This window comes from Amorphus coralli DSM 19760 (assembly GCF_000374525.1).
GTDB lineage: Bacteria > Pseudomonadota > Alphaproteobacteria > Rhizobiales > Amorphaceae > Amorphus > Amorphus coralli.
This window is the reverse complement of sequence record NZ_KB894570.1, coordinates 374344-387020: the sequence shown is the minus strand read 5'-3', so window position 1 is coordinate 387020 and position 12677 is coordinate 374344. Positions and strand designations below refer to the sequence as shown.

Sequence of the window (12677 nt, the reverse complement as noted above, 5' to 3'; positions counted from 1 at the left end):
TTGTTTAGGAGGGGCTAACCGAGGTTTCCGCGGATGAGCGAGAACGTGCGCACTGCAAAATTCCAGATCGGCCAGATCGTCCGGCACCGCATCTATCCGTTCCGCGGCGTGATCTTCGATGTCGACCCGACCTTCGCGAACACCGAGGAATGGTGGCAGGCGATCCCGGAAGACATCCGGCCTGCCAAGGACCAGCCCTACTATCACCTGTTCGCCGAGAACGCGGAGACGGAGTACGTCGCTTACGTCTCGGAACAGAATCTTGTCCCCGACGAGTCGGGCGAGCCGATTCGCCACCCCCAGGTGGCCGAGATGTTCAGCCGGCACGAGGATGGGGTCTACCAGGCGCGGGAAAGCCGCCGGCACTGAGTTGCGTCCTCGCCGCCTGCGGTCACTGCGCGCGTCTGCGCAGAAACGCGCAGGATCGCGCACGATTGCGCAGCACCGCACCTCGGCCGCCGTCTTCTTCAGCAGTCTGCCCTAACCCGATAATTTCATTGACAGAATGGTCGCTGCGCATCGCCGCAGCCGGACTTGCGCGCGCATCCGGGCGCGCGCACAAAAAAGGCGCGACCCGCGGGCCGCGCCTTTTTCTGATCGATGCAGGAAACCGACGGCAGCCAAGCGGCCAGCATCCACAGACGGGCGGGATGACCGAGGACCGGCCGCCCCGCCTGGACGTCTGTCGTATCAGTTGCCCTCGGCGGCGTCGCTGGCTTTGTTCTGCTCTTCGATGAGCCGCTGGCGGGCCTCCTGGGCCTTCCGGTTCAGCTCTTCCTGGAGCTGTTCCTGCTGGCGCTGGAGAGCCTGCGGGTCGAGCGCCGCGCCGTCATAGGCTGCGGTGAAGCCCTTCAGCGTCACGTCGAAATTCACCGGCTTCGCCTGCTGGTTCAGCGTGGTCAGCTTGAGCTGGCCGCCCGCCTTCAGCTGGCTCACGAAGCCCGCGTCCACCACCAGTTCGGCGTAACAGGCGTTCGGGAAGCAGATCGAGTAGCGCGCCTGCTCCTGCTTGCCGCCGTCGATCTGCACACGCAGACCGGGCTGGATCAGCATGCCCACCGGAACCGCCGACAGGAGCACCTTGCGCTCCTCGCCCGCGATTTCACGGATCGCCACGGAGGCCAGGAATTGGCCGTTGTCCGTGCGGATCTCCTGGGTGACCAGGCAGACTTCCTTCTTCGAATTCGGGTCGGTGTTGCACACCTTCACCCACGGGTTATCGCTCTCGGTCTGCGCCTGGACCGGGGAGATGGCGCCCGCGACGGCGATCGCACCGGCCACCAACAGGCCGGTCCGCGCAGGGGCCTTCATCATCATCTTGCGCTCAGCCATTTGAACTCCATCCGGGTTTGAACTGGCCGCCTCTCGGGGATGCCGAGCGCGGGTCCGAAGCCCTCGTCCGCGGTTGTATCGCCGTGGCGCACCCGCGCCAAGGTCTCGGTGCCGCCGAAGCCGGGCCATAAGCCTCCTGAAACTCCAGCGCGTGCCCTTCTAACTGGCCGCGCGCCGAATTTCCAGCACGGCAACGGATGCACCAATGCGGCAGCTTTGCTAGAGATTTCCGGCAGGCGAACCCGTCCGAGCAACGATTCGGGATGCGGCTATGTTCCTTTTGCAACACCGGCGGTGCCGCGGGCCGATCCTTCACGGGATCGCCAGTGCACTGGGCGCGCTTGCTTTTCTGGCCGTCGTGTCCGTCATCCAGGCGGTCTCTGCTGCGCCGGTTCACGGTCTCGCGATGCAGGGCGAGCCGGCCCTGCCGCCCGATTTCGCGCACCTGCCCTACGCCAATCCCGCCGCGCCGAAAGGTGGCCGGATCACCTACGGCGTGCTCGGCACCTTCGACAATCTGAACCCGTTCATCGTGCGTGGCGCGGTGGCATCGGGCCTGCGCGACGCGTTCTACGGCAATAACGTCTTCGAGAGCCTTCTTGAGCGGAACCGGGACGAGGCCTTTGGCCTGTACGGGCTTCTGGCGGACCGCATCGAGGTGCCGGAGGATCGCCGCTCCATCACCTTTCACCTTCGGCCCGAGGCGCGCTTTTCAGACGGCGAACCCGTGACCGTCGACGACGTCGTCTTCTCCTTCGAGACACTGCGGGACCATGGCAGGCCGAATCACCGCAGCTACTATTCCAAGATCGACCGGGTGGAGCGCGTGGGCGGAAACGGGGTCCGCTTCGTCTTCAAGGACGGCACGGACCGTGAGTTGCCGCTGATCCTCGGGCTGATGCCCGTCCTGCCCGCGCACATCTACGACGCCGAGACCTTCGAGCAGACCACCCTCGCCCCACCGGTGGGAAGCGGCCCGTACATCGTGGCCAGCGTCGATCCCGGCAAGCGCCTCGTGCTCACGCGCGATCCGGACTACTGGGGGAGCGATCTCCCCATCAATCGGGGCCGATACAATTTCGACGAGATCCGGTTCGACTATTTCCGCGATCAATCGGCGCTCTTCGAAGCCTTCAAGAAGGGGCTGGTCGACGTCTTCCTGGAGAGCGACCCGACCCGCTGGGCAACCGGCTACACCTTCCCGGCCGTCGCAAACGGTGACGTCCAGGCGGAACGCGTGGAGACCGGCACGCCGCGTGCCATGAGCGCTTTCGCCTTCAATACGAGGCGCCCGCAGTTCGCCGATATCAGGGTCCGCGAAGCGCTGGGTTACCTGTTCGATTTCCCGTGGATCAATCAGAACCTGCTTCACGGACAATACGAGCGGACCGCGAGCTTCTTTCCGAACTCGGAGCTGGCCTCAACCGGCCATCCCGCAAGCGAGAGCGAACGGCAGATCCTGGATGCCTGGCCCGGTGCGGTCAGGCCGGACATTCTTGCCGGAACCTGGCGCCCCCCGCAGGGCGACGGCTCCGGTCGGGACCGGGCGAACCTGCGCAAGGCGCTCGCTCTCTTCAAGGAGGCCGGCTACGAGATCCGCAACGGGAGGCTCGTCGATACCGAGACGGGCGTCCCGTTCGGCTTCGAGATCCTGGTAACGACCCGCACCGACGAACGCCTGGCCCTCGCCTTCCGCCGCATGGCCGAGCCGATCGGTATCGACATTTCGGTCAGGAGCGTGGATTCGGCCCAGTACCAAGCCCGGCTGCAGACGTTCGACTACGACGTCATCAAGGCGATCTGGGCCTCGTCGCTTTCGCCGGGCAACGAGCAGCTCTTTCGCTGGAGCTCGGCCGCGGCCGGTGCGCAGGGGTCCTACAATTTCAGCGGCGCGGCCGATCCCGCCATCGACGGCACCATCGACGCCATGCTGGCCGCCCGGACGCGAGAAGCGTTCGTGGACGCCGTGCGGGCCTTCGACCGGGTGCTTCTGTCAGGTTTCTACGCGCTGCCTCTCTACCACTCACCGAACCAGTGGATCGCCCGCTGGACGCGCATCCGCCAGCCGGAGACGCCAAGCCTCACAGGCGCGGAACCGGAGACGTGGTGGGCCCAATCCGCGGAATAGGGTTTCGCCGGGCGATCCCGGACCCTACATGCGCCTTTCAAGCCCTTACCGCCCGCCAGAAAAAAGGCGCAGCCCTTGGCCGATACTCAAGCCATCGAACCGATTTCCGTCGACGTCGTGTCCGACGTCATGTGCCCCTGGTGCTTCATCGGCAAGCGCCGCCTGGAACGCGCGCTTGCCGACATCGAGGGCATCGACGTCAAGGTGACGTGGCGGCCGTTCCTGCTGGATCCGACACTGCCGCCGGAAGGCAAGGATCGGCAGTCTTACCTGTCGGACAAGTTCGGCGGCAAGGAAGAGGCGGAGGCCATCTACGCGAGCATCCGCGAGGCCGGGCAAGATGAGGGCATCGCGTTTGCGTTCGAGGATATCGCGCGCTCGCCGAGCACTGTCGACGCCCACCGCGTCATTCGCTGGGCCGGTGTCGAAGGGGTTCAGGACGCGGTCGTGGAGCGTCTGTTCTCGCTTTACTTCCTCGAAGGGGGCGATATCGGCGATCGGGCCACGCTGGTGACGGCTGCAACCGAGGCCGGCATGGACGGCGCCGTGGTCGAGACACTCCTGGCCGGCGATGCCGATCGCGAGGCGGTGAAGGACGAGATCGCCACGGCTCAGCAGATCGGGGTCACCGGCGTGCCCTGCTTCATCATCGACAACCGTTATGCGGTGCTTGGCGCGCAGGATCCGACTGTGATCGCCGACGCGATCCGCCAGTCCTACCAGGAACGCCAGGCCGGCATCCGCCCGCCGGCGGAAGGCGGGCCGGAGCGGTAGGTACGCCCCGCCCTACCGCCGTTCGTCGATCGGCGGCGGGCCATCACCGGCGGGAAGCTCCGTGGCGCTTTGCAGGGTATCGCCGATCGACTGGCCGAGGTGCTCCACGCGCTCGTCGTAGCTGTTGCGGGTGCGTGGGTCGATGACGGCCAGCGGGGCGGTCACGATCAGTCCCGTGGCGGCCCCGAGATTGGCTCCCGTGGCCGTCGCCAGCTCGCCGATCTTCTCGCCGAAGCCGACATCATAGGTGTTGAGGTCCTGGCCCGTCTCGAGCTGGCGACCGATCAGCTGTACCGCTTCCGGGCTCTCGGCAAAGGTATTGTGGCCGAGCCGGTCCGACGTCTGCTCCTCCGACAGGTCGACGACGGCAAAGCCGGCGTCGCGGAGTTCGTCCTTGTAGGGCTCCGAGGTCGGGTCGATCGCCCCGAGACGCGTCCCGCCCCACACCCGGCGTGACACCGCCAGCGCCTTGTCCCGGCGCGAAACGAACAGGGTAAAGTTCGGCCGCGGCTCACCAAGCTGGGCGAGCTGGGTGCGAAAGACGTCGACATCGACATCAGGCGCGGCGAGGATCACATCGTGGATCTTCGGCAGGATGCGGCCGTTGCGGATCGCCATCTGGCGCAGCGCTTCGAGCGTCACCCAATTGCCCATCGAGTGGCTGAGGATGCTGACCGTATCGACCTTCGGGTTGCGCGCCAGGTTGGTGAGCAGTCGCTCCAGCGCGTCGCGGGAATAGTTCGCGCTTTCCCGGTCATAGGTATAGGCGAGCAGCTTGCCCCGCGACGGCCAGGTGAACAGAACCGGCACCACGGGCGCGCCGGAATCGTTGACGATCTGCGCCAGACGGTAGACCGCGCTCTCGAAACGGTTGTTGTAGCCGTGGATGAACACCAGCACGTGCCGGTCCCGCGACCGGGCCAGTTCGCGGTCGAAAAAGCGGTTGGCGGCGGCCTCGTCGACCCGCGCAGCGGCGACGGTGACGAAATCGGTCGCGGGGTTGGGCGGCAGCTGGTCTGGCCACTGGATTTCGCCCGACTTGCGGGCGCCGGCCGGCGGGATGGAGACGCTGATCTCGGCGTAGGCCATCTCCCCACGGTCGCCGGAGAAGAGGAACCCCTCATCTTCCGTGTCGGGCACGCGCGTCGTCGCCACAAGCAGATCGACCACATCGGTGCCGGCGATCTGGCCCTCGAACGGGATCAGAACGCCCTCGGGGCGCGAGCAGCTGGCCACAAGCAGGCAAAGCGCAGCCATCGCAAGGCCAAACCGTCGTCCGCTCGCTGAACGCATGGCACGCGCACCCTTTCCGTCCGGAAGCCTCACCTGTGCAGTGCGGCGAACCGCGTGTCCAGACCGAACCGAACCCGTCCGCGCAATCCTGCGCGACTGAGGCAGGAAGGACGCACCGTGTCCGGGCGAAGGCGGTGGCGAGCCGGAGGCACTGTGTCACTCAGCGCTTCCGGACGGCAGACCGGTTCCCACTTTGCCTGGAAGCGCTGTCTTTCTCCGCGCTTCCGGACGGCAAACCGGTTCCCACTTTGCCTGGAAGCGCTCAGGCCGCCTGCTTGCGGCCGTCCTCGGCGATGCGGGCGAGCTTGGAGAGGATCGTCGCGGTGCCCTTGAGGCGGTCGTCCGGGGTCGGCCAGTCGCGCTGCAGGACCAGCCGGTGGTCGGGCCGCATCTTGGCCAGCACGCTCTGATTGGCGATGTAGGCGACGAGCCCCTCCGGATTGGGAAACTCGTTGTTGCGGAGCGCGATGACGAGGCCCTTGGGCCCTGCGTCGACCTTTTCGACGTTGGCCTTCCGGCACAAGCCCTTGATGTAGACGATCTTCAGGAGCGCCTCCACCTCCTCGGTGATCGGGCCGAACCGGTCGACCATCTCGGCGGCGAAGGCGTCGATCTCGTCGGCTTCCGTCAGGTCGGCGAGGCGGCGATAGAGCGACAGGCGCAGCGACAGGTCCGGCACGTAGCTCTCCGGGATCATCACCGGCGTGCCGACGGAGATCTGCGGCGACCACTCGCGCTCGTCGTCCTCGGCCTCGCCGCTCTTCAGGCTCGCGACCGCCTCTTCCAACATCTGCTGGTAGAGCTCGTAGCCGACCTCCTTGATGTGGCCGGACTGCTCCTCGCCGAGCAGGTTGCCGGCGCCGCGGATATCGAGGTCGTGGCTGGCGAGCTGGAAGCCTGCGCCGAGCGTATCGAGGGACTGCAGAACCTTGAGGCGGCGCTCGGCGGATGCAGTCAGCGTCTTGTTGGCGGGCACCGTGAAGAGCGCATAGGCGCGCTGCTTGGAGCGGCCGACGCGGCCCCTGAGCTGGTAGAGCTGGGATAGGCCGAACATGTCGGCGCGATGGACGATCAGCGTGTTTGCGGTGGGAATATCGAGGCCGGATTCCACGATCGTGGTGGAGAGAAGGACGTCGTATTTGCCCTCGTAGAAGGCCGTCATGATGTCTTCCAGCTCGCCGGCCGGAATCTGGCCGTGGGCGACCGCGACCTTAACCTCAGGCACCGTCTCGTCCAGGAAGGCCTTCTGCTCGGCGAGGTCGGAAACGCGCGGGCAGACATAGAAGGACTGGCCGCCGCGATAGAGCTCGCGCAGCAGCGTCTCGCGCACCACCAGCGGATCGAACGGCGACACGAAGGTCCGCACCGCGAGCCGGTCCACCGGCGGCGTGGCGATCAGGGACAGTTCCCGCACGCCCGTGAGCGCCAACTGAAGCGTTCGCGGAATCGGCGTGGCGGAGAGCGTGAGGACATGGACCTCCGACTTGATCTCCTTCAGCCGTTCCTTGTGCTTCACGCCGAAGTGCTGCTCCTCGTCGACGATGAGCAGGCCCAAATCGCGGAACTGGATGCCCTTGCCAAGCAGCGCATGGGTGCCGACCACGATGTCGATGGAGCCGTCGGCAAGCCCAGCCTTGACCTGGTTCATCTCCTTGGTGGAGACCAGCCGGGAGGCCTGGGCGACCCGGATCGGAAGCCCCTTGAAGCGTTCGGTGAAGGTCTTGAAGTGCTGGCGCGAAAGCAGCGTGGTGGGCACAACCACGGCCACCTGCCGGCCGGTCATGGCGGAGACGAAGGCGGCTCGTAACGCGACCTCGGTCTTGCCGAAGCCGACATCACCGCAGACCAGGCGGTCCATGGGCTTGCCGGCGGCCAGGTCGTCGAAGACGGCGTCGATTGCCCCAAGCTGGTCGTCGGTCTCCTCGTAGGGAAAGCGCGAGGCGAACTCGTCGTAAACGCCCGACGGCAGTTCGATGACCGGCGCGTTGCGCATGGCCCGCGATGCCGCGATCTTGATCAGCTGATCCGCCATTTCGCGGATCCGCTGCTTCATGCGCGCCTTGCGCGCCTGCCAGGCCCCGCCGCCCAGCCGGTCGAGTTGCGCCTCCGCCTCGTCGGATCCGTAGCGCGAAAGGAGCTCAATATTCTCAACCGGCAGGAACAGCTTGTCGCCGCCGTGATAGGCGAGCTCCAGGCAGTCGTGCGGTGCGCCGGCGGCCTCGATGGATTTCAAGCCGATGAACCGGCCAATCCCGTGGTCGGCGTGGACGACGAGATCGCCCTCGGCAAGGCTGGAGGCCTCGGTCAGGACATCGGCGTTGGAACGCTTGCGGCGCTTGCCGCGGACCAGTCGATCACCGAGCACGTCCTGCTCGGCGATGACGGCAAGCGTGTCGGTCTCGAAGCCGGTCTCGATGCCCAGCGCGGCCAGCGCAACCGTTGCCGGCGGCAGGTCGAGCACCTCGCGCCAGCTGGCAACCGGCGTCATGGTCTCCAGACCATGATCGGCCAGCACCTGCTGCAGCCGGTCGCGCGAGCCAAGGCTCCAGGCGGCAATGACCACCCGCTTCTTCGCCTTGCGCAGCCCGGCGACATGCTGGACCAGCGCGTCGAAGACGTTGGTGTTCTCCGCCGCACGCTCGGCGGCAAAGGTGCGGCCGACATGACCTGCGGCGTCGGACACCGGGCCTGTCTCGGCCGTCTCGGGCACCAGGAACGGCGTCAGCCGGACGGCGCCATTGGTGCTCACTGCTGCCTTCAGCGCGCTCTCGGACAGGTAGAGGCTGTCGGGCTCGACCGGATTGTAGGGCGCGCCGCCCTGCCCCCCGCCAACGCCTTCGCGCCGGGCCTCGTAGTGGTCGGCGACCTCGGCCAGGCGGTTGCCGATCGCTTCGTCGGCAAGATGGTCGAGCACGGTTAGCGCTTCGCCAGTGTAGGCGAACAGCGTGTCGAGGTGATCGTGGAAGAGCGGCAACCAGTGTTCGATGCCGGGATGGCGCCGACCCTCGCTGACCGAAGTGTAGAGAAGATCGTCGCGCGACGGCGCGCCGAATTGCTCCCGGTAGGCGGAGCGGAAGCAGGTGATGATCTCCGGCCCGATCACCACCTCGCTCATCGGGACGAGATCGAGGCGTCTCTGCTGGCCGGTGGTGCGCTGGGTCTCCGGATCGAAGGGGCGGATGGATTCCAGCGTGTCGCCGAAGAAGTCGAGTCGAACGGGCGCCTCTGCGCCCGGCGCGTAGAGATCGACGATGCCACCGCGCACAGCGTATTCGCCCGGCTCGCGCACCGTTGGCGTACGCAGGAAGCCGTTCGCATCCACCCAGCGGACCAGGCTCTCCATTTCGATCTGGTTGCCGGCGGCCGCAGACCAGACGTCGGTCTCCACCCAGTCGCGCGGCGGCAGGCGCTGGACGATGGCGTTGGCGGTGGTCAGCACCACCGCCGGAACATCGGAGGGATCGCGGGCGACGAGGCGTGCAAGCGCGGCCATCCGACGGGCCTGAACCGCAGGGTTCGGCGACACCCGGTCGTAGGGCATGCAGTCCCAGGCCGGGAACTCCAGCGTTTCGATCTCCGGCGCGAAGAAGGCAAGCGAATCCTGTACCGCCTGCAGGCGCTGGCCATCGCGGGCGACGAAGAGGATGGCGGGCGCACCGCTACCGCCGCGTGCGAGATCGGCCAGGACAAGACCTTCCAGTCCGTCCGGGACGTTGGCAACGGTGGCGGTCCGGCCCGGAGCCGGGCGAATGGAAGCGGAAACGGAAGAGGATGCGCGTTTGGCCATCGGGTCGTGTCGGGTCAGGAGGGTTCGTGGAAGTCGATGATCCTGCGCAGGAAGGCGCCGTTCCAGTTGTCCGGAATGTCCGCGCGGCCCGAGATCCAGTTGTAGAGGTCGGGATCCGGCACCGACATCAGCGCCTCGAAGGCCTCCAGGTCTGCGTCGCTCAGATCGCCAACATGCGCGTCGGCGAACCGGCCGAGAAGCAGATCCATCTCGCGCGTGCCCCGGTGCCAGGCGTGAAACAGTAGCTTGCGCCGTCGCACATCCAACCCGGCGGAAGAGCGCGTGGTTCCGGTCATCGGGAAACTCCTGCTGCTGAGGCGCGCGTGGCTGCCATGGTCGGCTTGGCGCGGGATCGGTGCCTTCCCGGCTCTTACGTGGTACGTGCGCTGTCGGATGCGAGTGACCGCGACCGGATGCGCCCGTCTGGCGCAGGCGCGTGCCGCCGCGCGAAGCCCCGTGAATGCCCGATGCGACCTGCCGAACTCAATCCCTTTTTTCGCGACCTGTCCGACCTGGGCGGGGTCGGGCCGAAGACCGTGAAGCACTATGCCCGGCTTCTCGGCCGAGGAACCGGCGAGCCCCGGGTTGCCGATCTGCTCTTTCACCTGCCCGTCGACGTGCTCGACCGACGCGCCCGCCCCGAGATCGCCACCGCCCCGCACGGTGCGATCGCGACGCTGACGGTGCGGATCGGCCGGCACGAAGCGCCGAAACGGCGGAACGCGCCTTACCGGGTCTTCGCGACCGACGAGACCGGTGAACTGGCGATCGTGTTCTTCCGCGCGCAGCCCGAATGGTTGCAGCGGCTGCTTCCCGAAAGCGAGACGCGCGTCGTGTCGGGAAAGCTCGAATGGTATTCCGGCCGACCGCAGATGGTGCATCCTGATCACATCGTTGCGCCGGAGGACGAGGACGACCTCCCCACCATCGAACCGATCTACCCCCTGACCGAGGGGCTTACGGCGCGGGTGCTCGCCAAGACCATCGCCGGTGCCCTTGCCAGCGTTCCCGAACTACCCGAATGGCAAGACAGGGGCTGGCTTACAAAGAACGGCTTCCCGACCTTTCACGAGGCACTGCAGTGCCTCCATCACCCCAAGGACGAGACGGACGTGGCACCGGCCGCGCCCGCCCGGTTGAGGCTTGCCTACGACGAAATCCTGTCTGGCCAGTTGGCCCTTGCCCTGATCCGCCGGAGGATCCGCAGACAGTCGGGCCAGGCGCGCGCCTGGGACAAGGACCGGGTCGCCGCCATCCGCAGCGCCCTGCCGTTCGCCCTGACCGGAGCGCAGAGCCTGGCGCTGAAAGAGATCGCCGAGGACGTGGCCGCCCCGCATCGCATGCTGCGCCTGCTGCAGGGTGACGTCGGATCCGGCAAGACGGCGGTGGCCATCGAAACCATCGCCATGACCGTGACGAGCGGCGCGCAGGCCGCACTCATGGCGCCCACGGCGCTTCTGGCCCGTCAGCACTTCGAGGCGATCGGCCCTCTGTTTGCCCGTTTCGGCATCTCCTGCCGGCTGCTCGTGGGCGGCATGCCGGCGGGGGATCGCAACAGGACGCGCGCCGGCCTGGACGACGGCTCGGTCGATGTGGTGATCGGCACGCACGCCATGTTCCAGGAGGACGTGACGTTTCGCGATCTCGGCCTCGTGATCGTCGACGAACAGCACCGGTTCGGTGTCCATCAGCGGCTTGCCCTGTCGGAAAAGGGTCCGTCCAGCGACGTGCTGGTGATGACGGCGACGCCGATCCCGCGCACGCTGGTGCTGACGACCTTCGGCGACATGGACGTCTCCCGGCTGACGGAGAAGCCGCCGGGCCGCACGCCCGTCGATACGCGCACGGTGCCGCTGTCGCGCCTCGACGACGTGGTGGACCGTCTGCAGGCAGCGCTGGAGCGCGGCGAGAAAGCCTATTGGATCTGCCCCCTCGTCGAGGATTCCGACGTGGTGGAGCTCTCGGCGGTGACAGAGCGCCACCGGGTTCTGCAAGCCCGCCTCGGCGACACCGTCGGACTCGTCCACGGCAAGATGAAGGCCGCCGACCGCGACGAGGTGATGGGCCGGTTCCGCGACGGTGATCTCAAGGTGCTCGTTTCGACCACGGTGGTGGAAGTCGGCGTGGATGTGCCGGACGCGACCATCATGGTGATCGAGCACGCCGAACGGTTCGGGCTCGCCCAACTCCACCAGCTGCGCGGCCGCGTGGGTCGCGGACAGCGGCGGTCCGTCTGCCTGCTCCTCTACAAGGACTCGATCGGCGAGACGGCGAAGGGCCGGCTGACCGTCATGCGCGACAGCGAAGACGGGTTCGTGATCGCAGAGGAGGACCTGCGTCTGCGCGGCGAAGGGGAGCTTCTCGGCACCCGCCAGAGCGGCGTTCCAGGGTTCCGGCTTGCCGTTCCGGAGGCCCACGGCGACCTCATTGCCGCGGCGCACGATGACGCCCGACTGATCATCGAGACAGATCCGGAGCTGACGAGCGAGCGCGGACAAGCGCTCAGGATGCTGCTCTACCTGTTCGAACGCGATGAAGCGGTCCGCCTGCTGCGGGCCGGCTGATTTGGCTCATCCGGTCGGTCGGGGTCATCGGGATCGATCCCCGTCGCGCCTGGCTGACCGCCGCCGTCCACATCGACTCCGGCTGCGAGCGACAGCTGGTGTTTCTCGACGAACTCCGGCGTGATGAGCCCGGCCGAGATCACCAGCTTTGCAGCATCCTCAATGCTCATATCGAGAAGCCTGACATCCTTGCGCGGAACATAGAGCAGGAAGCCGGATGTCGGGTTGGGCGTCGTCGGCAGGAAGACGGAAATGAAGTCGTTGTCCTTCTCCGACAGGCGGTGCGCCACCTCTCCCTTAGCCTGAGTAGAGATGAAGACGATCGACCAGATGCCCTTGCGCGGATACTCGATGAGCCCGGCCTGCTGGAAGGATCGCTCGCGCTCCGACAGCGCGGTTTCGAAGATCTGCTTGAGCGCCTTGTAGATATTGCGCACCAGGGGCATCCGGTTGAGCATCTGCTCGCCGAAGGACAGGACGGTGCGGCCGAAGATATTCGCAGTGAGAAACCCGAGTAGGGTCAGCCCGACGAGGGCAACAATCAGTCCGATGCCGGGGACCGGAAAGTCGAGATAGGTCTCCGGATTGTAGCGGGCCGGGATGAACGGCTTTACCCATCGGTCGACCCAACGCACGAAAGACCAGGTAATCAAAAAGGTGATGGCCAGCGGCGCGGCGAAGACCACGCCCGTCAGGAAATAGTTCCTGAGCCGTGCCCAGAAGGTATTGCGCGGCCTCAGGGGCGGGCCTGACCCGTCGCTATCCGGCGTCTTTTTCATCGAGCGTCGCATCTTCCCAA

The 12677-nt window shown here is 66.6% G+C and carries 9 protein-coding genes; 4 read left to right on the top strand and 5 right to left on the bottom strand.

What is annotated here, in order from left to right; all coding sequences use genetic code 11:
• Positions 1-33: 33 nt before the first annotated feature.
• Positions 34-369, top strand: coding sequence for a heat shock protein HspQ (gene hspQ, locus C507_RS0101725; protein ID WP_018697923.1), 336 nt, complete (start codon positions 34-36; stop codon positions 367-369).
• Positions 370-690: 321 nt separating this feature from the next.
• Here the strand turns inward: hspQ and C507_RS0101720 are convergent, their stop codons facing one another.
• Positions 691-1332: an invasion associated locus B family protein gene (locus tag C507_RS0101720; RefSeq protein ID WP_018697922.1), complete on the bottom strand. Its 642-nt coding sequence runs from the start codon at positions 1330-1332 to the stop codon at positions 691-693.
• 271 nt (positions 1333-1603) lie between these two features.
• Between C507_RS0101720 and C507_RS0101710 the strand changes: the two genes are divergently transcribed.
• Positions 1604-3460: an extracellular solute-binding protein gene (locus C507_RS0101710; protein ID WP_018697921.1), complete on the top strand. Its 1857-nt coding sequence runs from the start codon at positions 1604-1606 to the stop codon at positions 3458-3460.
• Between the two features lie 75 nt (positions 3461-3535).
• The gene (locus C507_RS0101705; RefSeq protein WP_018697920.1) at positions 3536-4234 is read left to right on the top strand and encodes a DsbA family oxidoreductase; all 699 of its coding nucleotides are present in this window, start codon (positions 3536-3538) and stop codon (positions 4232-4234) included.
• Between the two features lie 12 nt (positions 4235-4246).
• On the opposite strand, the gene C507_RS20055 is transcribed toward C507_RS0101705, so the two are convergent.
• The 3 genes from C507_RS20055 to C507_RS0101690 form a co-directional block, all read right to left on the bottom strand.
• The gene (locus C507_RS20055; RefSeq protein ID WP_018697919.1) at positions 4247-5491 is read right to left on the bottom strand and encodes an alpha/beta hydrolase; all 1245 of its coding nucleotides are present in this window, start codon (positions 5489-5491) and stop codon (positions 4247-4249) included.
• A 298-nt stretch (positions 5492-5789) separates the two neighbouring features.
• Positions 5790-9314 carry a transcription-repair coupling factor gene (gene mfd, locus C507_RS0101695; RefSeq protein WP_018697918.1) on the bottom strand — a complete coding sequence of 1175 codons (3525 nt, stop codon included), beginning with the start codon at positions 9312-9314 and terminating at the stop codon, positions 5790-5792.
• A 14-nt stretch (positions 9315-9328) separates the two neighbouring features.
• Positions 9329-9610: an FAD assembly factor SdhE gene (locus C507_RS0101690; protein WP_018697917.1), complete on the bottom strand. Its 282-nt coding sequence runs from the start codon at positions 9608-9610 to the stop codon at positions 9329-9331.
• 171 nt (positions 9611-9781) lie between these two features.
• On the opposite strand from C507_RS0101690, the gene recG reads away from it, so the two are divergent.
• Positions 9782-11878: an ATP-dependent DNA helicase RecG gene (gene recG, locus C507_RS0101685; protein ID WP_018697916.1), complete on the top strand. Its 2097-nt coding sequence runs from the start codon at positions 9782-9784 to the stop codon at positions 11876-11878.
• Here the strand turns inward: recG and C507_RS0101680 are convergent.
• Positions 11830-12669 (bottom strand): DUF502 domain-containing protein, encoded by an 840-nt coding sequence (locus C507_RS0101680; protein ID WP_018697915.1) that lies wholly within the window; start codon positions 12667-12669, stop codon positions 11830-11832. The genes recG and C507_RS0101680 overlap by 49 nt on opposite strands.
• Between the last annotated feature and the right edge of the window lie 8 nt (positions 12670-12677).

What these genes read in the sequence shown, in the direction of transcription:
- hspQ (WP_018697923.1), top strand. Translation starts at nt 34, where the DNA reads ATGAGCGAGAACGTGCGCACTGCAAAATTCCAGATCGGCCAGATCGTC.
- C507_RS0101720 (WP_018697922.1), bottom strand. Translation starts at nt 1,332, where the DNA reads ATGGCTGAGCGCAAGATGATGATGAAGGCCCCTGCGCGGACCGGCCTG.
- C507_RS0101710 (WP_018697921.1), top strand. Translation starts at nt 1,604, where the DNA reads ATGTTCCTTTTGCAACACCGGCGGTGCCGCGGGCCGATCCTTCACGGG.
- C507_RS20055 (WP_018697919.1), bottom strand. Translation starts at nt 5,491, where the DNA reads ATGGCTGCGCTTTGCCTGCTTGTGGCCAGCTGCTCGCGCCCCGAGGGC.
- mfd (WP_018697918.1), bottom strand. Translation starts at nt 9,314, where the DNA reads ATGGCCAAACGCGCATCCTCTTCCGTTTCCGCTTCCATTCGCCCGGCT.
- C507_RS0101690 (WP_018697917.1), bottom strand. Translation starts at nt 9,610, where the DNA reads ATGACCGGAACCACGCGCTCTTCCGCCGGGTTGGATGTGCGACGGCGC.
- recG (WP_018697916.1), top strand. Translation starts at nt 9,782, where the DNA reads ATGCGACCTGCCGAACTCAATCCCTTTTTTCGCGACCTGTCCGACCTG.
- C507_RS0101680 (WP_018697915.1), bottom strand. Translation starts at nt 12,669, where the DNA reads ATGCGACGCTCGATGAAAAAGACGCCGGATAGCGACGGGTCAGGCCCG.